We start from the raw sequence: 22,419 nt of genomic DNA, 5'->3' as shown, positions 1-22,419 counted from the left end.
TCGCAAAAAACAGAAGGAAACAACCATGATCCCAACCGCCTTCTCCGGCAGCCTGTTCATCGTCGCGGCCCCGTCGGGCGCCGGCAAGTCGACCCTGGTCAATGCGCTGCTGGCGCAGGAACCGGGCATCAAGCTGTCGATCTCGACCACCACCCGCCCGCCCCGCCCGGGCGAGCAGGACGGCCGCGAATACTACTTCACCACCGCCGACGACTTCGTCAACCGCGCCGAGCGCGGCGAATTCCTGGAATGGGCCGAAGTGCACGGCAATTACTACGGCACCAGCCGCCTGACCGTGGAACAGGAAATGAAGACCGGCACCGACATCCTGCTGGAAATCGACTGGCAGGGCGCCCGCCAGGTCAAGAAGCAGTTCCCGGCCGCGGCCGGCATCTTCATCCTGCCGCCGTCGATCGAAGCCCTGGAGGAGCGCCTGCACAAGCGCGGGACCGACGAGCCCCACATCATCACCCGCCGCCTGCTGGCTGCCGGGGGTGAGATGGCTCACGCTCCGGAGTTCGAATATGCTATCATCAACGAAGAGTTCAACGTCGCCCTCGCAGAACTGCAGGCGATTGTCAAAGCGACACGTTGCCGTTTCGCCCAGCAGGCGGCCCGCAACGCTACGCTGTTTGCCCAGCTGGGAATCCACGCGCAACAACCACAACCGTAAGCGGCCCGCCCGCGCGGTTTGCTATTTAGATTGCTATTAGGAGCACAACATGGCCCGTATCACCATCGAAGACTGCCTCAAGAACGTCCCGAACCGCTTCCAGCTGACCCTGGCTGCTACCTACCGCGCTCGTCAGTTGCTGCAGGGCCACACCCCGAAGGTCGAAGCCAAGGACAAGCCGACCGTCGTTGCTCTGCGTGAAATCGCTGCAGGCAAAGTCGGCCTGGAAATGCTGAAAAAGGTGCCGATGTAAGAGCAGGCATTGCCTGGATGCGTCATCCCGTTAATCTGTTATTCTGTAATTTCAACTGCGGTTTGACGACATAGCGTATGAATTTGCCTTATCCGGATTCGACTCATCCAGGCAACACCGGCGGCCGGGCCAAGCGCCAGGATAGCCGCCCGCAGGACCCGATCGAGGCCCCCGCTCCCGGCGTGGCCTCCGTCACGCAGCTGATCAACAAGCTGTCCGACTACCTCACCCCCGCTGAACTCAAGAAGGTCAAGGAAGCCTACCGCTTCTCGGACGAGATGCATCTCGGGCAGGTGCGCAAGTCGGGCGAGCCCTATATTTCCCATCCGATCGCCGTCGCCGAGATCTGCGCCGAGTGGAAGCTCGACGCCCAGGCCATCATGGCCGCCCTCCTCCACGACGTGATCGAAGACCAGGACGTCAAGAAGGACGACCTCGTGGAGCGCTTCGGCGCCCAGGTCGCGAACCTCGTCGACGGCCTGTCGAAACTGGAAAAGATCGAGTTCCAGAGCCAGGTCGAGGCGCAGGCGGAAAACTTCCGCAAGATGCTGCTGGCCATGGCTTCCGACGTGCGCGTGATCCTGATCAAGCTCGCCGACCGCCTGCACAATATGCGCACCCTCGGCGTGATGATCCCGGCCAAGAAGCGCCGCATCGCCAGCGAGACCATGGAAGTCTACGTGCCGATCGCGCACCGCCTCGGCCTGAACAACATCTACCGCGAGCTGCAGGACCTGTCCTTCTCGCACCTGTACCCGCTGCGCTACCAGACCCTGTCGAAGGCGATCAAGGCCGCGCGCGGCAACCGCCGCGAAGTGGTCAAGAAGATCCTCGAGGCGGTCAAGAACCAGCTGGCCACGGCCGGCATCCAGGCCGAAGTCTACGGCCGCGAAAAGACCCTGTACGGCATCTATAAAAAGATGCGCAACAAGCACCTGTCCTTCTCGCAGGTGCTGGACGTGTACGGCTTCCGCGTGGTGGTCGACACCGTGCCCAACTGTTACGTGGCCCTCGGCACCCTGCACGCGCTGTACAAGCCGATGCCGGGCAAGTTCAAGGACTACATCGCGATCCGCAAGATCAACGGGTATCAGTCACTTCATACCACCCTGATCGGCCCCTACGGCACCCCGGTCGAATTCCAGATCCGCACCCAGGAAATGCACCGCACCGCGGAAAGCGGCGTGGCGGCGCACTGGCTGTACAAGACCGGCGACTCGAACATGTCCGACCTGCAGCAGCGTACCCATGCGTGGCTGCAGTCGCTGCTCGACATCCAGCAGCAGACCGGCGACTCGGCCGAGTTCCTGGAACACGTCAAGGTCGACCTGTTCCCCGATTCGGTCTACGTGTTCACGCCCAAGTCGAAGATCATCGCCCTGCCGCGCGGCGCCACGGCGCTCGACTTCGCCTACTCGATCCATACCGGCATCGGCGACCACACCGTCTCGGTCAAGATCAACAACGAAGAACAGCACCTGCGCACCGAGCTGCACAACGGCGACATCGTCGAGATCGTCACCGATCCGGAATCGCGCCCGAGCCCTACCTGGCTCAGTTTCGTCCGCACCGGCAAGGCGCGTTCGGCGATCCGCCATTACCTGCGCACGGTCAACGTCAACGAATCGGTGGAGCTGGGCCAGGAATTGCTGGCCGGCGCCCTGGCGCTGCGCAACATCCGCCCCGAGCTGGCCCCGGCCACCGTGGAAAAACTGCTGGCCGAATCCTCGGCCAAGTCGATGGACGAGCTGTACGCCGACATCGGCATCGGCAAGCGCATGGCGGCGCTGGTGGCGCGCCATATCTTCGGCCTGATGGAAGGCGATCCGGACCTGATGCCGACCAGCCAGCCGGCGCCGGCCAGCGACATCGACCCGGTCACGATCTATGGCAGCGAAGGCGTGGCGGTGCAGCTGGCGCCGTGCTGCCTGCCGATCCCGGGCGACCAGATCATCGGCCAGCTGCGCCGCGACCAGGGCCTGATCGTGCACACCTGCGAATGCCTGCCGGCCAAGCGGGTGCGCGCCAAGGAGCCGGACCGCTGGATCGCCGTGCAGTGGGGCGAGGAGCTGAACCGCCGCTTCGACTGCCGCATCCGCCTCCTGATCAACAACGAAAAAGGCATCCTGGCCCGCGTGGCCGCCGAGATCGGCGAATCCGACGCCAACATCACCTATGTGGGCATGGACGAGGATGACGAACACAGCATGACCCAGCTGCGCTTCACGATCCAGGTCAAGGACCGGGTCCACCTGGCGCAGCTGATCCGCAACCTGCGCAGGGTGGCCGGCGTGAACCGCGTCGAACGCGAGCGCTCCTGACCCCTTCCCGTCCTTCGCTTGATGAATCAACCGCCCCCACCGCCCAGCGAGGCCATCCAGGCATTGACGGAAGAAGCGCTGCAGGCCGCGCTGCGCGAATCGGAAGCGGGGCAGCTGGAACAGGCAGGCGCGCTGTACCGCGCCGTCCTCGAACTCCAGCCCTCCCACGCGGGCGCGCACTTCGGACTCGGATGGCTGGAACTGCAGGAGGGACGGCTGCACGATGCGATCCCGCACTTCGCCAATGCGGTGCAGCACGCCCCCGATGAAGAGCGCTACTGGATCGGCTACATCGACGTGCTGATGGAAGCGCGCCAGTTCGCCACCGCGCGCGAACTGATCGACCTGGGCCGGCGCCACGGCCTGCAGGACGCGGCGCTCGACGCCTTCGAACAGCAGCTGGCCAGCTCCAGCAAGCCGCAGCAGCAGGAGATCGACGCCGCCGCCGAGCTGTATGCGTGCGGGCGTTTCGACGACGCCGCCCATGCCGCGCGCGACCTCGCCGAACGCTTCCCCCAGCATCCTTTCGGCTGGAAGCTGCTGGGCGCCGTCCTCTACAAGAACCGTGCCGCCGTGCCCGCGCTGGAGGCGATGCGCAAGGCCGTGGCTTACGGCCCTGAGGATGCGGAATCGCTCACCAACCTGGGCATCGTGCTCAAGCGCCTCAGCCTGCTGGGCGAAGCCGAAAGCGTGCTCCGGCGCGCGATCGCGCTGCGGCCGGACAGCGCCCCCGCCTACAACCACCTGTCGGGCGTGGTGATGGAACTGGGCCGCCTGGCCGACGCGCAGACGAATGCGGAAGCCGCCGTGCGCCTGGCCCCGGACTATCTGGACGCCTGGCACTCGCTGGCGCTGGTCCTCGACCGCCGCGGCCGCTCGGACGAAGCACTGGCGGCCTACCGCCGCTTGCTGGAACGCGATCCGGGCAATGCCGATGTGAACACCAACATGCTGTTCTGCATGAGCCATATGGAGAGCGTGACGCCCGCCGAGCTGTTCGAGGAACACCGCCGCTACGGACAGCGGCTCGAAGCACGCGTGCGGCCTGCGCGCGGCTGGGATAATGCACCCGAGCCGGAACGGCGCCTGCGCATCGGCATCGTGTCGGGCGACTTCCGCCGCCACGCGGTGGCCAGTTTCGTCGAGCCGCTGTTTGCCCGCCTTGCCGGGCGGCCTGGCCTGGCGCTGCATGCGTACTACAACTTCCCCGTCCACGACGACACGACCGCCCGCCTGCGCGGCTACATGGCGCAATGGCGCGACGTGGCCGCACTCGACGATGACGCACTGGACGCGCTGGTCCGCGCCGATGGCATCGACATCCTGATCGACCTGTCCGGCCACACTTCCCACAACCGCCTGCCCATGTTCGCGCGCAAGCCGGCGCCCGTGCAGGCGAGCTGGGTCGGCTACCCGGGCAGCACCGGCCTGGCCGCGATGGACTATTACATCAGCGACCGCTACCTGCTGCCGCCCGGCGAGCTCGACGCCCAGTTCACCGAGAAGCTGGCCCTGCTTCCCATGAAAATGGCGTTTTCCCCCACTACGGAAGCCCCGGACATCACGCCGCTGCCGATGCTGGAGAAAGGCTACCCGACCTTCGCCAGCTTCAACCGGGTCAGCAAGATCACGCGCGAAGTGATTGGCTTGTGGGCCAGGGTATTGCGCGCGGTACCGGATGCGCGAATGCTGATGGGCGGCATGCCCCGGGGCGGCGGCCATGAACACCTGGAGGCCTGGCTGCGGGAGGAAGGCATCGACCTGGAACGGGTCAGCTTCCATCCGCTCGTCGGCATGCGCACTTACCTGGAGATGTACAGCCAGATCGACATCTGCCTCGACACCTTCCCTTATTCCGGCGGCACCACCACCGCCTACGGCCTGTACATGGGCGTGCCGACCCTGACCCTGGCCGGCGCGACCATGCCCGGCCGCCAGACGGCATCCCACCTGGCGGCGAACGGAGCCTCGCAATTCATCGCCCACGACGCCGAGGATTTCGTCGGCAAAGGCGTCGCGGCATGCCGGGATCCGGCCTCGCTCGCGACATTGCGCGCCAGGCTGCGCGGCACGTCCCCGCAATGGTCTCCGGGCGCCGTGGATCGGATCGCCGACTGCGTGGAGTATGCGCTGCGGACGATGTGGAAGCGCTGGTGCGCAGGACTGCCGGCCGCGGCCTTCGAGGTGCCGCTGGAGCTCGCGGCACGGAACGGCCGAGGCCGGCCGGACCAGGGCTAGGACCGGCGGCGGGTCTTCATTGCGCCAGGGCGGCGCGCTGGCGTTCTTCCTGCTCGCGCAGTTCCGGCGTCATGTTGTCGCCGAAATCCTCCATCTCGAAGAGCTGGCGAATCTCGATCTCGGCCTCGCCGCCTTCCATCGGCATCGGGACTTTCTTGACCCACTCGATGGCTTCCTCGCGCGAGGCCACGCGCCAGATCCAGAAGCCGGCGACCAGCTGTTTCGTTTCCGGGAAAGGACCGTTCTCCACCTGCACGCCGCCGTCTTTCGAGAAGCGCACCCGGGCGCCGCGCGAGGACGGGTGCAGGCCTTCGCCGGAGACCATCACCCCTGCCTTGATCAGTTCGTCATTGAACCGGCCCATCTCGGCCAGCAGCTGCTCGCTGGGCATGTGGCCGGCTTCGCTGTGCTGGTCGGCTTTCAGCAGAATCATGAAACGCATGGTGTCCTCCGATGTGTTGTGGTCGATAAGGGCGGCTGTTTGCTGCCGTGTATCGTACGACGAATGGAGGACAGGGGAATCGACGTGGCCGCGAAAAATTTTTTGTCCACCTCGCCTAAAAACCCGACATCCCGGCCTTCGCCGGGAGTCATTTGCGCCAGTGGCGGGAATGACGGTCTTGAGGTTGGCGGGAGGGGTCAGCAGCCGGTCTGCTCGGGCTTCAGCCCCAGTTCGATAATCCGGTCAAACGCCTCACACGCCCCCGCACACGCCTCGGCAATCTCCTCCTGCGTCCTCACTCCCGTCCTGAGCGCCAGCATGAATTCCCGCCACCTCGCCCCCGGCCCTTCCGCCGCGCCGCGCAGGTAGCGCAGCGGGTGCGGCGCCAGCCGTTCGGCCAGGCGGCCGTACAGCACCGTTCCGCCCAGCTGCGAACCTTCGATGACATAGCACACGCCCCAGCGGTAGGCCGCGCTCGCCTCTTGCGGCCAGGCCCGATCCGCGGCAGGCGAAGCCATCGCCGGCATGCCCGGCTCGGCCAGGTCGCGCTCGATCAGGGCCAGGCGCTCCACCCGCGCCAGCGCCGCCTGCGGCCCGTCCGCGAAGCCAGCGAACCAGCCCTCCAGCGGCCGCAGCCAGTCGCGCACCATGCTCAGGTGCAGCGCATACTCTTCCAGGCCCGCCTGCGCGCCGGACAGGGGCAAGCCGCTGTCCAGGCGCTCGTGGCGCGAGGCCGTGGCGGAGCGCAGCGCGGCCAGAACGTCCGGCGCGCTGGCGCTCTTCGTAAATTGATTCATGCAGCCTTTCAGTCCGCGTGGGGTTCGGGATACTCGACCGACAGGATCTCGAGCTCGTCCACGCCCTGCGGCGTGTGCAGCTGCACCACGTCGCCCTCCCGGGCCTTGGTCAGGGCGCGCGCCACCGGCGACACCCAGCTGATCTTGCCCTTCAGCGGATCGAGCTCGTCGATGCCGACGATGGTGACGGTATGTTCTTCGCCCGCCTTGTTGAGATAGGTAACCGTGGCCCCGAAGAAGACCTGGTCGTTGCCGTAATGAACGCTCGGATCGACCGGGAAGGCCGAGTCCATGCGCTTGGTGAGGAAGCGGATGCGGCGGTCGATCTCGCGCAGGCGGCGCTTGCCGTAGATATAGTCGCCGTTCTCCGAACGGTCGCCGTTCGAGGCTGCCCAGTGCACGATCCTGACCACCTCGGGACGGTCGACATCGATCAGCTGCAGCAGCTCGTCCTTGATGCGCTGGTAGCCGGCGGGCGTGATGTAATTCTTGGCGCCGGCAGGGATCGCCTGCGCCAGGGCCAACGCCTCATCGTCGTCCTCGTTGTCGGACTCTTTCACAAATGCCTTGTTCATGGGCCCTATTGTAGCGGGACCGGCCGCGGAACGCCCTCCGGATGACGTATCATGCGACTCATGAGACGAGCGCCCCCCACCCGCAGCCGCTTGCTCGCGCCCCTGGTCCAGCTGGCGGCGCTGATCCTGCTCGCCGAAGCCTGGACCTGGCAGGTCGGCGGCCGCCTCGCCGCCGCCCTCGCCACCTGGCCGCCGCTGCGCTGGCTGGAAGCGCGCATCCGCACCCTCCCGCCCTGGGCCGCGCTCACCGCCTTCGTGCTGCCCGGCCTGCTGCTGCTGCCGGTCAAGCTGCTGGCCCTGCTCGCCATTGCCCACGGTCACGCCATCGCCGGCGTGACCGGCTTTATCGTCGCCAAGCTGGGCGGCGCGGCCATCGTCGCCCGGATCTACATCCTGACCCTGCCCACCTTGCTCACGGTGGGCTGGTTCGCGCGCTGCCACGGCGGCTTCCTGCGCCTCAAGGACCGCCTGCTGGCCGCCCTGCGCGCGAGCCATGTTTACCGGCACTTGCGCCGCCTGATGAACGCCTGGCGCTACGGCGCCCGCCGCCTGCTGCGCCGCCTGCGCCGCAAAGGGCGCGCGATCCCTAGCAATGCCAGCCACCTGGTGCGCGTGCTGCGCCGCTTCAGCGCCCGCTACCGCAGCCAGTCGCGCAGCCGGCGCGAAAAGAAACCCGAAACCGGATCGCCATGAGTCCCAATCCCTCCCTCGCCGCCGAGATGCAGTCGGCCACGTCCGAGATCTACCTGTTCGACGCCGCCACCCTGGAAGTGGTCGACGCCAACCAGGCCGCCCGCCTGCACCTGGGCTACGACAACGCCACCTTGTGCAAGATGACCGCCTTCCAGCTCGCGCCCTCGCTCGACTGCGGCGCCGTGACCGAGCTGTTGCAGGACCTGAGCGAGGACGTCGGCGCCCAGGTGGGGCTGCGCACGCGGCTGCGGCGCGCGGACGGCAGCAGCTATCCGGTCAAGCTGTGCTTCCTGCGCATCGTGCGCGACGGCCAGCGCCTGCTGCTGGCGATCGGCGAAGACTTGTCCCTGGAACAGGCCGCGACCCTGGCCCTGGAACAGTACCAGGCGCGCTTCAACGCCATCGTCAACCACACCCCGGGCCTGGTCTACCAGTTCATGCTGCACCCGGACGGGCGCACCGACTTCCCCTACCTGAGCGACGGCTGCCAGGCGCTGCTCGGCCTGACCGTGCTGGAACTGCAGCACGACGCGAGCCTGTTCGAGCGCCTGATCCTGCCTGAAGACCGCAAGGGCTACCAGGAAGCCATGCAGGCCTCGCGCACGGCGCTGTCGGCCTGGAACTGGGAAGGCCGGATCTGGATCGACGCCTGGAAGGACGTCAAGTGGATCAACCTGCGCGCCACGCCGCACGCGCTGCCGGACGGCGCGCTGCAGTGGGACGGCATCATGACCAACATCACCGCCAGCCGCGAGGAGCAGGAAGAGGTGCGCCGCTCGCGCGCCCGCCTGGCCGAGCTGACCGCCCACATCGAACAGGTGAAGGAACAGGAACGCACCCGCATCGCGCGCGAGATCCACGACGACCTGGGCGGCAACCTGACCGCCATCAAGATGGCGCTGGCGATGCTCTCGGCGCGCCTGCCCGTCGACCAGCCGGCCCTGGGCGCCAAGGCCGCCTATGTCGACGACCTGGTCGACCGCACGATCGAGGCCGTGCACCGCATCTCGCTCGACCTGCGTCCCACCACCCTCGACCTGGGCCTGGTCGCGGCCCTGGAATGGCAGGCGCGCGAATTCGAGAAGCAGATGGGCATCGCCGTCGTCATGCGCTGCCCCGACAAGGACATCGAGCTCGACCCCGACCACGCCGCCGCCCTGTTCCGCATCTTCCAGGAAGCGCTCACGAATATCGCCAAGCACGCGGGCGCCACCCGGGTGACGGTGTCGCTGCGCCGCCAGCGCCATCACTTGAGCCTGAGCATCTGCGACAACGGCCGCGGCATCCAGCCGGCCGACCGCCTCAAGCCCCAGTCCTTCGGTCTGCGCGGCATGAGCGAACGCGCCAGGGCGCTCGGCGGCACGCTGGCCTTGTCGGCGGCGCCCGGAGGTGGCACGATGGTGACCATCAAGATCAGGCTGGCCCCGGCTCCCGCCACCGGGACCGCCAAGACCAGCAAGGCAGCACTAGAAGAATGACTGACAAAGCAACTATCCGAGTTTTCATTGCCGATGACCATGCCATTGTCCGCGAAGGACTCAAGCAGATCCTGGCCGAGCAGCGCGACATCATTGTCGCCGGCGAAGCCGAGAATGGCCTCGACGCCACCAAGCTGATCGGCAAAGCGCGCTGCCATGTGATGCTCCTCGACATTTCCCTGCCCGACCGCAACGGCATCGACGTCCTCAAGCAGGTCAAGAAAGACCGTCCCGAGCTGGCGGTGCTGATGCTGTCCATGCACCGCGAAGACCAGTACGCGATCCGCGCGCTCAAGGCAGGCGCGTCCGGCTACCTGACCAAGCAGAGCGCGCCGAAGGAACTGGTGACGGCGATCCGCCAGGTGGCCTCCGGCCAGAAATACGTCAGCGCCGCCCTGGCCCAGACCCTGGCCAGCCAGATCGGCGAGGACCACGAGGCGGCGGTGCACGAAACCCTGTCCGACCGCGAATACCAGACCCTGACCATGATCGCTTCCGGCATGACGGTCAGCGAAATCGCCAAGGAATTGTCGCTGTCGGTCAAGACGATCAGCGAATACCGCGCGCGCCTCCTGGTGAAGATGAAGCTCAAGACCAGTGCCGAACTGACCACTTATGCAATTCGCAACGGCTTGGTAGATTAGAAATACGGGACTTTGTTACCGTTTACTCATTGATGGTAAGCAAAAAAGATGCTTATCATGTCGGGATTAGTGCCGTCGTCTTTACATCATGTCGAACCTGCCGTCCCCTCCTGCCGCACCCGCCGCCCTGAACCCCGCCGAGATTGCCCGCGAAGCCTTCCGGCGCCTGGCCACGCGCCGCATCGCGCCGACCCCCGACGCCTACCGCGCAATCTATGACGAGATCGCCGGGATTCCGCCGGCCCCGCCCGCGCCGGCGCCGGACAGCGGCGCGGTCGAGGTGCTGGCCGGCTTCGCCCGGCGCCTGGCGGAAACCCCGGGCGAGGTCTCCGAATACGGCCGCCGCATGCTGCGCGCGGTCAAGGCCGGCGACTGGATCGCCACCACGCAGGCGCTGGGCCAGGTCTCCGAGCGCCATCTGCGCCGCAACACGCCGATCACCTCCATCGGCGCCGAGGAGCCCGACACCCGCCTGCTGCGCGAGATGCTGGCGCGCACCCTGTCCTTCGCGGTCGCCTCGCTGCTGAGCGGCAGCCCGGACCTGGTGAAGGAAGCCGAAAGCCTGGGCAGCGCGGTCAAGACCGCGACCGGCGAAACCGAGCTGCAGGACATCGCCTCGCGCCTGAAGCAGCTGTGCTTCCAGATCGAACTGCGCGGCGGCGATAAGGCCGAAGAGCAGGAACTGCTGCTCCGCCTGTTTAAACTGCTGCTCGACAATGTCAGCGAGCTGCTGGACGACGACAACTGGATGCGCGGCCAGATCGCCGCTGTCCAGGACCTGATCGCCGGCCCGCTGGACGCGCGTGCGCTGGAGGACGCCACCCGCAGCCTGAAGGACGTGATCATCCGCCAGGGCCACCTGAAGCACAGCATCGCCGACGTCAAGTCGACCATGAAGAACATGATGATGACCTTCATCGACCGCCTCGGCACGGCGGCGGCGGCGAGCGGCGACTATCATGCCAAGCTGGGCGGCTTCTCGGAACGCATCGGGCGCGCCGCCGACATCACGGAACTCAACGCCGTGCTGGAAGAAGTCCTTCGCGAGACGCGCCAGGCCCAGGATGAGGCCCTGGCCGCGCGCGACCGCATGCTGGCCGCCCACCGCGAGGTGCAGGATGCCGAGCAGCGCATCCGCGAGCTGGAAGCGGAACTCCAGCACATGAGCGAACTGGTGCGCGAAGACCAGCTGACCGGCAGCCTCAACCGCCGTGGCCTGGACGACGTGTTCGAGCGCGAGAGCGCGCGCGCCGACCGCCGCAACATGCCCTTGTGCGTGGCCCTGCTCGACCTGGACAACTTCAAGCGCCTGAACGACACCTATGGCCACCTGGCCGGCGACGCCGCCTTGAAGCACCTTGTCAAAGTGGTACGCGACACCCTGCGCTCGATGGACGTGATCGCCCGCTTCGGCGGCGAAGAGTTCCTGATCCTGCTGCCCGAGACCAGCGTCGAGGCGGCCGCGGCGGCCATGGTCAGGGTGCAGCGCGAGCTGACCCGGCATTTCTTCCTGCACGAGAACGAGAAGATGCTGATCACTTTCTCCTGCGGCGTGGCGCTGCGCCTGCCGAACGAGGACCAGCTGTCGGTCATGGCGCGCGCCGACAAGGCCATGTACCAGGCCAAGAACAGCGGCAAGAACCGCGTGGTGGTGGCGGACAATCCCTGAACCGGCGCCAGCGCTTGTCATCCTGCTACGCCGCTGCCGCGCAAGCGCTCAGCGGCGTTGTTCTTTCGATAGCAAAAATTGCGTGAACGTCATCCCGCTCTCCCCTAGCCCCAAAAAAATTTCCAGAAAAAAATAATTTTTTTTGCCCTAAAGTCTCGATTTTTGCCGCCGACAAGAGGCGCCCTCATAGAGCGTCAGCAGCGAATTCCGAAAAAAACTGCATTTTTGCCCCTCAAGTTTTTCCCCAGAATAACGTTACCTGCATCAACAGCGGTTTGATCGTCACAAGAACAGCGTGGCGGACCAAAGTGAACAGGGCACAGTGGCCCACCCTGAAAGACATTAGTCTGGAGAAATACCATGGCATCCGTAATCAACACCAACGTCGCATCCCTGAACTCGCAGCGTAACCTGTCGACCTCGCAGGCTTCCCTGAACACCTCGATCCAGCGCCTGTCGTCGGGCCTGCGCATCAACAGCGCCAAGGACGACGCTGCCGGCCTCGCCATCTCGGACCGCATGAACTCGCAGATCCGCGGCATGACCCAGGCCACCCGCAATGCGAACGACGGTGTGTCGATGGCCCAAACCGCTGAAGGCGCCCTGTCGAGCTCGGGCGACATCCTGCAGCGTATCCGCGAACTGGCAGTGCAGTCGTCGAACTCGTCGAACTCGGCTGGCGACCGCAAGGCCCTGCAAACTGAAGTCACCCAACTGACCTCGGAACTGAACCGTATCGCCGGCACCACCGAGTTCAACGGCCAGAAGCTGCTGGACGGCACGATGGGCACCGCGAACTTCCAGGTCGGCGCCAATGCAGGCCAGCTGATCTCGATGACCGGTTCGAACTTCACCACCTCGACCTACGGCAACAACCGCCTGGCCAACGACGCCGTCGCCGCTGCATCGGGTTCGACCAACGGCATCGCCGCCGGCACCCTGACCATCAACGGCTCGACCGGTTCGGAAGACATCGATATCGCCTCCAACGCCTCGGCCAAGGTCGTTGCAGCGCAGATCAACGGCAAGAGCGGTGAAACCGGCGTGACCGCCGAAGCCAAGACCGAGTCCTTCCTGGACGTGGCTGCTGCCGGCCAATCGTACGCACTGGAAGTGAAGTCGGACAATGCCGACGCCGTGACCGTGTCGTTCAAGGTCGAGACCGACGACGCCAACGGCTGGGCATCTGCCGTCAGCGCGTTCAATGCCCAGTCCGCCAAAACCGGCGTGACCGCATCCTACGACGCAGAACGCGGCGGCCTGAAGCTGACCAATGCCAGCGGCGAAAACATCAACCTGAAGAACACCTCGGCTGGCACCGGCCTGACCGCGGCGGCCTACAACGCCGACGGCAAGACCGTCAGCGCCTCGCAGAGTGTCGCTGCAAGCGGCGCCAGCGAAGTGACTGTCGCCGGCCGCATCACCATGGACTCGGAGCAGAGCTTCTCGGTGGTCGACGATTCCGACTTCGCCCTGGACACCAAGGACGCCGGCGCATCGAGCCTGGAATCGGTCGCCAAGATCGACATCAGCACCTTCGAAGGCGCCCAGGCGGCCCTGAAGACTGCCGACGCGGCCCTGGGCCTGGTGAACAGCCAGCGCGCACAGTACGGCGCACTGCAGTCGCGCTTCGAATCGGCGATCTCGAACCTGCAGTCGTCGACCGAGAACCTGTCGGCATCGCGCAGCCGCATCGTCGACACCGACTTCGCTGCTGAAACCGCGAAAATGACCCGCGGCCAGATCCTGCAGCAAGCTGGTACCTCGATGCTGGCCCAGGCGAACTCGCTGCCGAACGGCGTCCTGTCGCTCCTGCGTGGTTAATCCCCGGACCAGCTAGTCCGCCCGTGATGTAAAACGGATCCTCGGCTGAAGAAATTCAGCCGAGGATTTTTCGCTAGGGAAGTCACATGAACATCCAATCGCTAGGTTCACCCGTGGCGTCGCGGCTGGAAGAGCGCTCGCTTCCGGCGCTCGAGCAGCACACCGCGCAGCCTGCCAAGGCCGCCCAGTCCGCCGGCGCGCCAGAGGCCGCCCAGCCTTCGCGCGAAGAGCTCACCGACGCGGTGCGCAAGATCAACGAGGGCATGAAATCCTCGGCGCAGAGCCTGGAGTTCGCCATCGACGACGAGAGCAAGGAAATCGTGGTCAAGATCATCGACCAGCACACCCGCGAAGTGGTGCGCCAGATCCCCTCCGTCGAAGCGCTCGAGATCGCCAAGTCGATCGACAAGATGCGCGGCCTCCTGATCAGCCAGACGGCCTGATCGTTTTTGACGACCTCAGCGTGCGCCTCCCTCCGGGAGCGCGCACCGCTGTTGCACGCCTGTCATCCTTCCTTGTCGTCCTGTCATCGCCCTCTTCAACTATTTGAATAGGGACACATTTCCCGCTCTTAAGTCCGGTTTGCTTCTGTCGATAATGACTTACATTATCGCTTTCACGGGAGAAACAAAGTGGGCATCAGTTCATCCGGTATCGGTTCCGGCCTCGACGTCGACGGCATCATCGCGAAGCTGATGCAGGCCGAGTCGGCGCCGCTCGCCAACTTCGACAAGAAGACGTCCACCCTGCAGGCGCGCATGGCTGCGCTCGGCAGGGTCAGCGCCGCCGTGGGCGCTTTCCAGGGCGCCCTGACCACCCTCAATTCTCCCTCGACCTTCAGCGCCCTGAGCAGCACGTCGAGCAACAAGGACATCCTGTCCGGCACCGCCGGCGCGGGCGCCGTCGCGGGCAAGTACAAGATCAACGTGACCCAGCTGGCCTCGGCCCAGAGCCTGACCACCGCCGGCCGCGCCAGCATGAGCGCGACCATCGGTTCCGGCGCCAAGACCACCCTGACCTTCCAGTTCGGCAGCATCGGCGGCGGCAGCTTCGGCGTGGCCGGCAGCGCGCTGGGCCCGTCCATCGCCAGCAGCGGCATCAGCAACGGCTCGCTGTCGATCAACGGCACCGCCATTACCACCAGCACCAGCACCCGCAGCGCGGCCCAGCTGGCCGAGGCGATCAACGCCAAGAGCGACACCACCGGCGTCACCGCCAAGGCCAATCCGGCGACCAGCGCCGCCAACCTGTTCGGCGGCTTCGCCAGCGTCAGCGTCGACGCCGGCGAGAGCTACGGTCTATCCGTCGGCGGCGTGCAGATCGTCACCCATACCAACGACCTGGCTTCGCTGAGTGCTGGCGATATCGACGCGGCGCTGGCCAGTGGCAGTGTCAGCTCGGCGCTGGCCGCCGCCAACATCACCTTCACTGGCAGCGCCGCCACGCGCGATTTGCAATTCACCGCCGCGGACGGTTCCAACCTGACCGTGACCGAAGCCGTGACCGGCACGGTCGACGGCGGCATCGCCGGCGCCGGCCCGAATACGGGCTCGAGCGTGACCACCACCGCCGGCGTCACCCTGAGCTCGGCCGACGGCGACCAGATCCAGATCGGCGGAACCAATCCGGCCGCTGCCGGCTTCAGCGCCGGCAGCGCCGGCAGCTACCTGGGCGGCGCCGCCTTCACGCAGGACGGCGCCCAGGCCAGCGGCACCGTGACCCTGGACGCCGGCGACCAGTCGCTGCAAGGCATCCGCGACGCCATCAACAAGGCCAACATCGGCGTGACCGCGACCATCGTCTCGGACGGCGGCGACAACCCCTATCACCTGGTGCTGACCTCGAACAAGACCGGCGCCAAGTCCTCGATGAAGATCAGCGTGGACGGCGACAGCGGCCAGCCGCCGAACCCGGACATCGCCGCCCTGCTCGGCCACGATCCAGGGGGCGTCCAGGGCCTCAAGCAGACCAGCGCGGCCCGGGACACCCTGCTGAACATGAACGGGATCGACATCCGCAGCAGCAGCACCACCGTCACCGAAGCCGTGCAGGGCGTGTCCCTGGACGTCACGGCGGTCGGCAGCGCGACCCTGAACGTCAGCCGCGACACCGCCTCGGTCTCAAGCGCGGTCAACAACTTCGTCAAGGCCTACAACGACCTCAACAAGACGATCACGGGCCTGACCGGCTACAACGCCGAGACCAAGACGGCCGGCGTGCTGCAGGGCGACGCCTCGGTGCGCTCGATCCAGAGCCAGCTGCGGCGCCAGCTCGGCACCGCCGTGGAAGGCCTGGGCGGCAAGCTGACCACGCTCAGCCAGGTCGGCATCACCTTCCAGAAGGACGGCAACCTGGCCGTGGATTCGAGCAAGCTGAACAAGGCGGTCAACGAAAACTTCGCCGAGATCGGCGGCCTGTTCGCGGCCGTGGGCGCGGCCACCGACGGCATGATCAAGTTCGACAAATCGGGGCCGGCCACCAAGCCGGGTACCTATGGCGTCAACATCACCACCCTGGCGAGCCAGGGCACCCTGACCAGCGCGAGCGCCCTGTCCGGTTCGACCACGATCGCCGCCGGCACCACCTGGCGCATCACGCTCAACCAGACCGACCCCGTCACCGCCAGCAAGACCCAGGATATCGCGCTGACCGCCGGCACCTATACCAACGAGCAGCTGGCCTCGATGCTGCGCGCGGCGGTCAACGGCAACAGCGTCTTCGCGGGCGCCGGCGACACGGTCGAAACCAAGGTCGACAGCAACGGCCTGCTGTCGGTTTCGTCGAGCAAGTACGGCTCGACCTCGAACATCGCCATCGCCACGGTAAGCGGCACCGATCCGGCCATCCTGTTCGGCGGCGCCGCACCGGTCGTGGGCAAGGACGTCGAAGGCACGATCGGCGGCGTCGCCGCCACCGGCAACGGCCAGGCGCTGACCGCCGCGGCGGGCTCGCCGGCCGAAGGCATCCAGATCTCGATCACCGGCGGCGCCATCGGCGAGCGCGGCACCGTCAGCTTCTCGAAAGGCTTCGCCTTCGAGCTGACCAACCTGGCCGCCAGCTTTACCGGCAAGGGCAGCCTGCTCACCAGCAAGACCGACGGATTGAACGTCACGCTCAAGGCGATCAATACCCAGAAGGACCAGTTCAATTCGCGCCTGGAAGGCATCGAAAAACGTTACCGGGCCCAGTTCACGGCGCTCGACGCCGCGCTGGTGTCGATGCAGTCGACCTCGGCCTACCTGACCCAGCAGCTTGCGGCGCTCAACGCGAACGCAGGCTAACACTACGCAACACCTGGAGAACACCATGTTTGGAACCATGCAACGCGGCGTCGGCGCCTATGCGAAAGTCGGTCTCGAGACCGGCGTGGCGGCAGCTTCCCCACACAAGCTGATCATCATGCTGTACGACGGCGCCATGGTGGCGCTGCTCAGCGCGATCAACAACATGAAGGGGACCAACGGCGCGGCCAACGTGGCGGCCAAGGGCGCCTCGATCTCGAAGGCGATCACGATCATCGACAACGGCCTGCGCGCCTCGCTCGACAAGGCGGCCGGCGGCGAGATCGCCCAGAACCTGGACGCGCTGTACGACTACATGAGCCGCCGCCTGCTGCAGGCCAACATCAAGAACGACGTCGCCGCGGTCGAGGAAGTCCACGGCCTGATGTCGGACCTGCGCGAAGCCTGGGTGGCGATCGGCGAGAAGAACGAGCAGCCTGACGCCCCTGCTGTCCCGGCGATGCAAAAAACCACCCTGGTGAGCGTATAAGGATCATGATCATGACCGGACAAGAAGTCGTTTCCGTCTACGAGACCATGGTCGGCATCACCGACCGCATGCTGGACGCCGCCACCGCGAGCGACTGGGACCGGCTGACCGAGCTGGAACAGGAGTGCGCCGCCTGCGTGCGCCGCCTGCGCGAGCACGAAGGCGCGCAGCCGCTGGCCGGCCAGGAGCGCGTGCGCAAGGTCAACGCGATCCGCAAGATGCTCGACGCCGACCGCCAGATCCGCGACCTCACCACCCCGTGGATGGCGCGCCTGTCGGCCCTGATCAGCAACACCACGACCGAACGGCGCGTCGCGCGCGCCTACGGCGTCTGAGGCCGTCCCGGCCTGACTGAGGGATGCTGCCGCGCGAGCTGGTTTCCGCCGTCCCCCGGGTCGATCCGTCCCGGCCGGCCGAGCAGGCCCTCGACCCGCGCCAGCAAGCCTTCCAGCGCGCCGTCGCGCCCTTGATGGGCAAGGCCATCCACGGCGAAGTGCTCGCCAGGCTGACCGACGGCAGCTTCGTGGTCAAGGTGGCCGACATCCCGGCCCGCATGCAGCTGCCGCCCGGCGCCCAGGTCGGCGCCGACGTTCCCCTCACCCTCGTTTCCCTCCAGCCGCGCGCCACCTTCCAGGTCGGCGCCCAGGCCACCAGCGCCTTCACCGAGGCCGGCCCGCCCCTGCCGGAAGGCGCCGATCCGTCCAAGGCCCCGCTGGCCTACCGCGAAGGCGCGCCGGTCGGGCGCGCGGCGGCCTTGCTGGCCCAGGCCGGCGCCGGCGCCACCCTGGCCTTCCCTGCCGGGACCGAAGCGAACAACACCACGCTGAGCCCGGCGGGCAAGGCCATCGCCACGGTGCTGGCCGCCGCCGGCAAGGCGGAGGCGCCATTGAGCGGCCTGGTCGGGCGCCCCCCCGTGGTCGGCAGCCCGTCTGCCGATCCCGGCGCGATCGCCCAGGGTTTGCAGCAGGCGGTCGGCAAGAGCGGGCTGTTCTACGAATCGCATGTCGCCGAATGGGCGCAAGGCGCCCGCGCGCTGGCCGAACTGGCGGGCGAGCCGCAGCAGCAGGCCGCCCAGGCAGGGAACCGCCCGCAGGCGGGCGATCCCGCCACCGCGCAGTTCATCAACCTGCAGCTGGCCACCCAGGAACAGGCCCGGCTCCATTGGCAAGGCCAGTTGTGGCCGGGCCAGGAGATGGAATGGGACGTGCGGCGCGAGGACGAGCACCAGGGCGCCGAGGCCGAAGCTGGCGTCTGGCACAGCCGCCTGCGCCTGCGGTTCCCGGAACTGGGCGAACTCGACGCCAGCCTGACCCTGGCAGGCGGCGTCCTGCAGCTGCGTTTCGCCACCGGCAGCGAAGAAACCGCCGCCCTGCTGCGCCGCCACGCGCCCGAACTGGCCGCCGCGCTCGATGCGGTGGGCACGCCGCTGGGCGGCTTCGACGCCCGTCCAGGAGCGCCCGATGCGTGAGGAAGGCAAGCGCCGCCAGAGCGCCGTTGCCCTCGCCTACGGCGCCGGCGACCCGGCGCCCAAGGTCGTGGCCAAGGGCCAGGGGCTGGTGGCGGAGAAGATCATGGAACGCGCGCGCGAAGCCGGCGTGTTCGTGCACGAGTCGAAGGAACTGGTGTCCCTGCTGATGCAGGTGGACCTGGACCGGGAGATCCCGCCTGGCCTGTATCGGGCGATTGCGGAACTGTTGGCCTGGTTATATCATATTGAGTCGGCGCAAAGGAATGGAGATGTTCTCCCTTCCGCACCCGATCCGATCGCCCACCTAGACCCCGTGGCAAGGACACCTGGCAGCAATGAATAACGCAGAACTGGAAAACTGGCACGACTATGAAGTCAGGTCGCGCCGCGAGATCGTGTCCCTGCTGCGCCAGATCGGCGAGAAGAACCAGCTGATCCGCATGCTGGTCAAGGGCGAGTCGGACGTGGCCGTCACCTCGATCCTGGAAGTCGACGACGACACCGACACGATCGTGCTGGACCGCTCCATCGACCCGCTGCAGAACGACCGCATCGTGGCCGCCGGCAGCGTGCGCTGCGAAACCACGCTCGACAAGATCCGCATCCTGTTCACCGCCGAAGCCCTGGACGAGACCAGCCACCGCGGCGGCCTGGCGCTGCGCGCCGACATCCCCCCGACCCTGATCCGCCTGCAGCGGCGCGAGTTCTACCGCATGCCCACCCCGGTGAGCAACCCGGTGCGCGCGCTGATCCCGCTGCCGCTGGAACTGGGCGGCGGCGCCGGCGTCTTCCCGCTGCACGACATCAGCGTCGGCGGCATCGCCATCCTCGACAACAAGCTCCAGCTGGACAACACGATCGGCCGGGTGATCGAGAACTGCCGCATCGAGCTGCCCGACGTCGGACCGGTCACGACCTCGCTCCAGATCCGCAATTCGCTGGACCTGACCTTGCTGAACAACAAAACCAACCGCCGCCTCGGCTGCCAGTTCGTCGATATCTCGCGCGGCGCCCTGGCCGGCGTGCAGCGCTACATCACCAAGCTCGAACGCGAGCGCAACGCGCGCCTGGCCGGCCTTGCCTGAGGCCAGGCCGGCGGCCCGTCCCGTGCCGCGTGATCCGTACTATTTTTTAGTTACTTTATTGCTAACTGGCGCTCTTTCCTGGTGATACTTAGGCTACACTAAGGAGTATCTGCACCTGCCGATGCCTCCCCGATGACGCCTCCTGTTCCGGATACACGCCTCTTCTCCGCCGCGTTCACCCATTCGCAAGTCGGCATGGCCCTGGTGGGCCTGCACGGCCATTGGCTGGAGGTCAATCCCGCCCTATGCCGCATCCTCGGCTATTCGCGCGGCGAGCTGCTGTCCACGACCTTCCAGGCGCTGACCCATCCGGAAGACCTGGATGACGACCTGAACCTGATGCACGAAGTCCTGGGCGGCGAGCGCGACACCTACACGCTGGAAAAGCGCTACCGCCACCTCGACGGGCGCATCGTCTGGGCCCAGCTGACCGTCTCCGTCACCCGCGACGCCGGCGGCCAGCCGGAATGCTTCGTGGCCCAGGTGATCGACATCTCGGCCCAGAAGGCGGCGCTCGAGGACCGCGACGCCTTTTTCATGCTCTCGCCCGACCTGCTGGCGATCGCCGGCACCGACGGGCGCCTGCGCCAGGTGAATCCCGCCTGGACCGAGGCCCTGGGGTGGACCTCGGAAGACCTGACCTCGCGCCCCTTCATCGACTTCGTGCATCCGGACGATGTCGACCGTACCCTGGCCGAGGCCGAGTCGATCTACGCGGGCGGCCTGACCACCGGGTTCTGCAACCGCTATCGCCACGCCGCGGGCGGCTACCGCTGGCTCGAATGGAGCACGCGTTCGGTGGGCAGCGGCCGGCTGTACTGCACCGTGCGCGACGTCACCGAGTTCGTCGAGAACGCCGAGGCGCTGCGCGCCCAGGAGGAAAAGATCCGCCTGCTGCTCGACCAGGCCAACGACGCCTTCATCGGCATGGACGAGCACAGCGTGATCACCGAGTGGAACAAGCAGGCCGAGCTGACCTTCGGCTGGAAGGCCGAGGAAGCCATCGGCCGCCCGATGGTCGAGCTGATCGCCCCCGAGCGCCTGCGCCAGCGCCACCTGGACGGCATGGCGGCCTTCCTCTCCGCCAGCGACGGCCGCACCTACACCAAGCGGGTCGAGGTACCCGCCCTGCGGCGCGACGGCACCGAGATCCTGGTCGAATTCTCGGTCGGCATGCTGCCCCACCGCGGCCGGCGCTACTTCTACGCCTTCCTGCGCGACGTCTCGGAGCAGCGCCGCCTGGCCGAGCAGATGCACTACCAGGCCACGCACGACTTCCTGACCGGCCTGCCGAACCGCTACGCCTTCATGGAGCGCCTGCAGCACGCCATCGACACCACCCAGCGCACGCCGCATTCGCTGGCGCTGCTGTTCATCGACCTGGACGGGTTCAAGTCGGTGAACGACCTGTGCGGACACGAGGCGGGCGACGCGGTGCTGATCGACTTCGGCCGCCGCCTCACCGGGGCGGTACGCCGCACCGACACGGTGGCGCGCCTGGCGGGCGACGAATTCGTCGTGATGCTCGACCAGGCGGGCGACGCGCGCGCCGACATCGAACAAGTGGCGCGCAAGATCCTCGTGGCCGCCGCCCTGCCCTATGATGCGGCCGCCGGGTGCGAGCCCATCGGCGCCAGCATCGGCGTGGCCTTCCACGTGCCCGGCGACAGCGCCGACGCGCTGCTGTCGCGCGCGGATACGGCCATGTATGCGGCCAAGAAGGCGGGCAAGCATCGGGCGGCGGTGTTGATGGCGGATGGGCGGGTGGTGTACTGCCGGGTGGGCTGACACTGCGCAGCGGATCCACCCCAAAATTTTTAACACCCATGTCACACCGCCGACCGATGGCTCGTCTTATCAGGCATGAGGGACGCACACCGCGCCCACCCCACCTGAAAGGACACCAGCATGTCGCACGTCGCCCGCATCAACCTCTTCACCCTGGCCCCCGCCAACCTGAAGGCCATGATCAACCTGTCGATGACCAACAAGAAAGGCGCCCTCGGCGAGCGCCTGGTCGAGCTGGTGCAGCTGCGCGTGTCGCTGGTCAACGGCTGCGGCGTGTGCATCGACATGCACTGGCGCGACCTGGTCCGCCAGGGCCTCGATCCGCGCCACCTGAACGCCATCGGCGCCTGGCGCGAAGCGCCCTGGTTCAGCGAACGCGAACGCGCCGCGCTGGCCTGGGCCGACGCCGTCAACGCCCTGCCCCAGCGCGACGACACCGACGCCGCCTGGCCGGCCCTGCGTGAGCATTTCACGGACGCCGAGATCGCCGAACTTGGCTATACTATCGCCGCCATCCGGGGCTGGAATTCGATCAACCTGAGCCTGCGCAACCAGATCCCCGAACAGCCTGCGCCGGGCATGTAAGCGACCACCTACCGAGGATGCCCCTGCACGGCCACGACACCGTCACCCTGGTCCAGGCCCTGCAGATCCTGGGAAGCGCCGGCGACCTGGCCATGGGCCAGCCGCCCGGCCACTC

Annotated in this window: 21 protein-coding genes; 18 read left to right on the top strand and 3 right to left on the bottom strand. The window is 66.8% G+C overall.

The genetic code is table 11. The features are described 5' to 3' along the window. Positions 1-25 precede the first annotated feature (25 nt). From gmk to KBW95_RS06935, 4 genes are all read left to right on the top strand, one after another. Positions 26-673 carry a guanylate kinase gene (gmk, locus tag KBW95_RS06950; protein WP_211524486.1) on the top strand — a complete coding sequence of 216 codons (648 nt, stop codon included), beginning with the start codon at positions 26-28 and terminating at the stop codon, positions 671-673. Between the two features lie 49 nt (positions 674-722). Then, positions 723-926: a DNA-directed RNA polymerase subunit omega gene (rpoZ, locus tag KBW95_RS06945; RefSeq protein WP_005665923.1), complete on the top strand. Its 204-nt coding sequence runs from the start codon at positions 723-725 to the stop codon at positions 924-926. A gap of 77 nt (positions 927-1,003) precedes the next feature. Further along, the gene (locus tag KBW95_RS06940; RefSeq protein WP_229429595.1) at positions 1,004-3,247 is read left to right on the top strand and encodes a bifunctional (p)ppGpp synthetase/guanosine-3',5'-bis(diphosphate) 3'-pyrophosphohydrolase; all 2,244 of its coding nucleotides are present in this window, start codon (positions 1,004-1,006) and stop codon (positions 3,245-3,247) included. Between the two features lie 21 nt (positions 3,248-3,268). Beyond that, complete coding sequence (locus KBW95_RS06935) at positions 3,269-5,485, top strand: tetratricopeptide repeat protein (protein ID WP_211524487.1); 2,217 nt, start codon at positions 3,269-3,271, stop codon at positions 5,483-5,485. Positions 5,486-5,501: 16 nt separating this feature from the next. On the opposite strand, the gene KBW95_RS06930 is transcribed toward KBW95_RS06935, so the two are convergent. From KBW95_RS06930 to greB, 3 genes are all read right to left on the bottom strand, one after another. Further along, positions 5,502-5,927 carry a YciI family protein gene (locus KBW95_RS06930; protein WP_211524488.1) on the bottom strand — a complete coding sequence of 142 codons (426 nt, stop codon included), beginning with the start codon at positions 5,925-5,927 and terminating at the stop codon, positions 5,502-5,504. A 197-nt stretch (positions 5,928-6,124) separates the two neighbouring features. Continuing rightward, entirely contained in the window at positions 6,125-6,724 is a 600-nt protein-coding gene (locus tag KBW95_RS06925) for a biliverdin-producing heme oxygenase (protein ID WP_211524489.1), read from the bottom strand. 8 nt (positions 6,725-6,732) lie between these two features. Continuing rightward, positions 6,733-7,299: a transcription elongation factor GreB gene (gene greB / locus KBW95_RS06920; protein ID WP_211524490.1), complete on the bottom strand. Its 567-nt coding sequence runs from the start codon at positions 7,297-7,299 to the stop codon at positions 6,733-6,735. Positions 7,300-7,350: 51 nt separating this feature from the next. On the opposite strand from greB, the gene KBW95_RS06915 reads away from it, so the two are divergent. The 14 genes from KBW95_RS06915 (at position 7,351) to KBW95_RS06850 (ending at position 22,304) form a co-directional block, all read left to right on the top strand. After that, complete coding sequence (locus tag KBW95_RS06915) at positions 7,351-7,992, top strand: hypothetical protein (RefSeq protein WP_229429594.1); 642 nt, start codon at positions 7,351-7,353, stop codon at positions 7,990-7,992. Further along, positions 7,989-9,470, top strand: coding sequence for an ATP-binding protein (locus tag KBW95_RS06910; protein WP_211527812.1), 1,482 nt, complete (start codon positions 7,989-7,991; stop codon positions 9,468-9,470). Before KBW95_RS06915 ends, KBW95_RS06910 begins: the two co-directional genes overlap by 4 nt. Further along, positions 9,467-10,114, top strand: a complete 648-nt coding sequence (locus tag KBW95_RS06905) for a response regulator transcription factor (protein ID WP_211524492.1) — start codon at positions 9,467-9,469, stop codon at positions 10,112-10,114. The genes KBW95_RS06910 and KBW95_RS06905 overlap by 4 nt, the downstream gene beginning before the upstream one ends. An 88-nt stretch (positions 10,115-10,202) precedes the next feature. Beyond that, a complete protein-coding gene (locus KBW95_RS06900) occupies positions 10,203-11,783 on the top strand; it encodes a GGDEF domain-containing protein (RefSeq protein WP_211524493.1) in 1,581 nt (526 codons plus the stop codon). 360 nt (positions 11,784-12,143) lie between these two features. Continuing rightward, positions 12,144-13,607, top strand: a complete 1,464-nt coding sequence (locus tag KBW95_RS06895; RefSeq protein ID WP_211524494.1) for a flagellin — start codon at positions 12,144-12,146, stop codon at positions 13,605-13,607. A gap of 86 nt (positions 13,608-13,693) precedes the next feature. Beyond that, a complete protein-coding gene (locus tag KBW95_RS06890) occupies positions 13,694-14,050 on the top strand; it encodes a flagellar protein FlaG (protein WP_211524495.1) in 357 nt (118 codons plus the stop codon). A gap of 189 nt (positions 14,051-14,239) precedes the next feature. Continuing rightward, a complete protein-coding gene (gene fliD, locus KBW95_RS06885; protein ID WP_211527811.1) occupies positions 14,240-16,888 on the top strand; it encodes a flagellar filament capping protein FliD in 2,649 nt (882 codons plus the stop codon). A 25-nt stretch (positions 16,889-16,913) separates the two neighbouring features. Beyond that, positions 16,914-17,378 (top strand): flagellar export chaperone FliS, encoded by a 465-nt coding sequence (gene fliS / locus KBW95_RS06880; protein ID WP_211527810.1) that lies wholly within the window; start codon positions 16,914-16,916, stop codon positions 17,376-17,378. A 5-nt stretch (positions 17,379-17,383) separates the two neighbouring features. Beyond that, positions 17,384-17,713, top strand: coding sequence for a flagellar protein FliT (locus KBW95_RS06875; protein WP_229429593.1), 330 nt, complete (start codon positions 17,384-17,386; stop codon positions 17,711-17,713). Positions 17,714-17,736: 23 nt separating this feature from the next. Then, positions 17,737-18,846, top strand: coding sequence for a flagellar hook-length control protein FliK (locus tag KBW95_RS06870; RefSeq protein ID WP_211524498.1), 1,110 nt, complete (start codon positions 17,737-17,739; stop codon positions 18,844-18,846). Then, positions 18,839-19,189 (top strand): EscU/YscU/HrcU family type III secretion system export apparatus switch protein, encoded by a 351-nt coding sequence (locus KBW95_RS06865; protein ID WP_211524499.1) that lies wholly within the window; start codon positions 18,839-18,841, stop codon positions 19,187-19,189. The genes KBW95_RS06870 and KBW95_RS06865 overlap by 8 nt, the downstream gene beginning before the upstream one ends. Next, the gene (locus tag KBW95_RS06860) at positions 19,182-19,931 is read left to right on the top strand and encodes a flagellar brake protein (protein WP_211524500.1); all 750 of its coding nucleotides are present in this window, start codon (positions 19,182-19,184) and stop codon (positions 19,929-19,931) included. Before KBW95_RS06865 ends, KBW95_RS06860 begins: the two co-directional genes overlap by 8 nt. Before the next feature lie 132 nt (positions 19,932-20,063). Next, on the top strand, positions 20,064-21,719 hold the full coding sequence (locus KBW95_RS06855; RefSeq protein ID WP_211524501.1) for a PAS domain S-box protein: 1,656 nt from the start codon (positions 20,064-20,066) through the stop codon (positions 21,717-21,719). Positions 21,720-21,839: 120 nt separating this feature from the next. Continuing rightward, on the top strand, positions 21,840-22,304 hold the full coding sequence (locus KBW95_RS06850) for a carboxymuconolactone decarboxylase family protein (protein WP_211524502.1): 465 nt from the start codon (positions 21,840-21,842) through the stop codon (positions 22,302-22,304). The last annotated feature ends 115 nt before the right edge of the window (positions 22,305-22,419 follow it).

The sequence above is a fragment of the Massilia sp. ZL223 genome, assembly GCF_018119395.1.
Taxonomy (GTDB): domain Bacteria; phylum Pseudomonadota; class Gammaproteobacteria; order Burkholderiales; family Burkholderiaceae_D; genus Telluria.
Note: the sequence above shows the minus strand (reverse complement) of the source record. Positions and strands in the feature narration are given on the sequence as shown.

Bases quoted from the DNA above. Each gene is read 5' to 3' on its own strand.
- gmk (WP_211524486.1), top strand. From the start codon at position 26: ATGATCCCAACCGCCTTCTCCGGCAGCCTGTTCATCGTCGCGGCCCCG.
- rpoZ (WP_005665923.1), top strand. From the start codon at position 723: ATGGCCCGTATCACCATCGAAGACTGCCTCAAGAACGTCCCGAACCGC.
- KBW95_RS06940 (WP_229429595.1), top strand. From the start codon at position 1,004: ATGAATTTGCCTTATCCGGATTCGACTCATCCAGGCAACACCGGCGGC.
- KBW95_RS06935 (WP_211524487.1), top strand. From the start codon at position 3,269: ATGAATCAACCGCCCCCACCGCCCAGCGAGGCCATCCAGGCATTGACG.
- KBW95_RS06930 (WP_211524488.1), bottom strand. From the start codon at position 5,927: ATGCGTTTCATGATTCTGCTGAAAGCCGACCAGCACAGCGAAGCCGGC.
- KBW95_RS06925 (WP_211524489.1), bottom strand. From the start codon at position 6,724: ATGAATCAATTTACGAAGAGCGCCAGCGCGCCGGACGTTCTGGCCGCG.
- greB (WP_211524490.1), bottom strand. From the start codon at position 7,299: ATGAACAAGGCATTTGTGAAAGAGTCCGACAACGAGGACGACGATGAG.
- KBW95_RS06915 (WP_229429594.1), top strand. From the start codon at position 7,351: ATGCGACTCATGAGACGAGCGCCCCCCACCCGCAGCCGCTTGCTCGCG.
- KBW95_RS06910 (WP_211527812.1), top strand. From the start codon at position 7,989: ATGAGTCCCAATCCCTCCCTCGCCGCCGAGATGCAGTCGGCCACGTCC.
- KBW95_RS06905 (WP_211524492.1), top strand. From the start codon at position 9,467: ATGACTGACAAAGCAACTATCCGAGTTTTCATTGCCGATGACCATGCC.
- KBW95_RS06900 (WP_211524493.1), top strand. From the start codon at position 10,203: ATGTCGAACCTGCCGTCCCCTCCTGCCGCACCCGCCGCCCTGAACCCC.
- KBW95_RS06895 (WP_211524494.1), top strand. From the start codon at position 12,144: ATGGCATCCGTAATCAACACCAACGTCGCATCCCTGAACTCGCAGCGT.
- KBW95_RS06890 (WP_211524495.1), top strand. From the start codon at position 13,694: ATGAACATCCAATCGCTAGGTTCACCCGTGGCGTCGCGGCTGGAAGAG.
- fliS (WP_211527810.1), top strand. From the start codon at position 16,914: ATGTTTGGAACCATGCAACGCGGCGTCGGCGCCTATGCGAAAGTCGGT.
- KBW95_RS06875 (WP_229429593.1), top strand. From the start codon at position 17,384: ATGATCATGACCGGACAAGAAGTCGTTTCCGTCTACGAGACCATGGTC.
- KBW95_RS06870 (WP_211524498.1), top strand. From the start codon at position 17,737: ATGCTGCCGCGCGAGCTGGTTTCCGCCGTCCCCCGGGTCGATCCGTCC.
- KBW95_RS06865 (WP_211524499.1), top strand. From the start codon at position 18,839: ATGCGTGAGGAAGGCAAGCGCCGCCAGAGCGCCGTTGCCCTCGCCTAC.
- KBW95_RS06860 (WP_211524500.1), top strand. From the start codon at position 19,182: ATGAATAACGCAGAACTGGAAAACTGGCACGACTATGAAGTCAGGTCG.
- KBW95_RS06855 (WP_211524501.1), top strand. From the start codon at position 20,064: ATGACGCCTCCTGTTCCGGATACACGCCTCTTCTCCGCCGCGTTCACC.
- KBW95_RS06850 (WP_211524502.1), top strand. From the start codon at position 21,840: ATGTCGCACGTCGCCCGCATCAACCTCTTCACCCTGGCCCCCGCCAAC.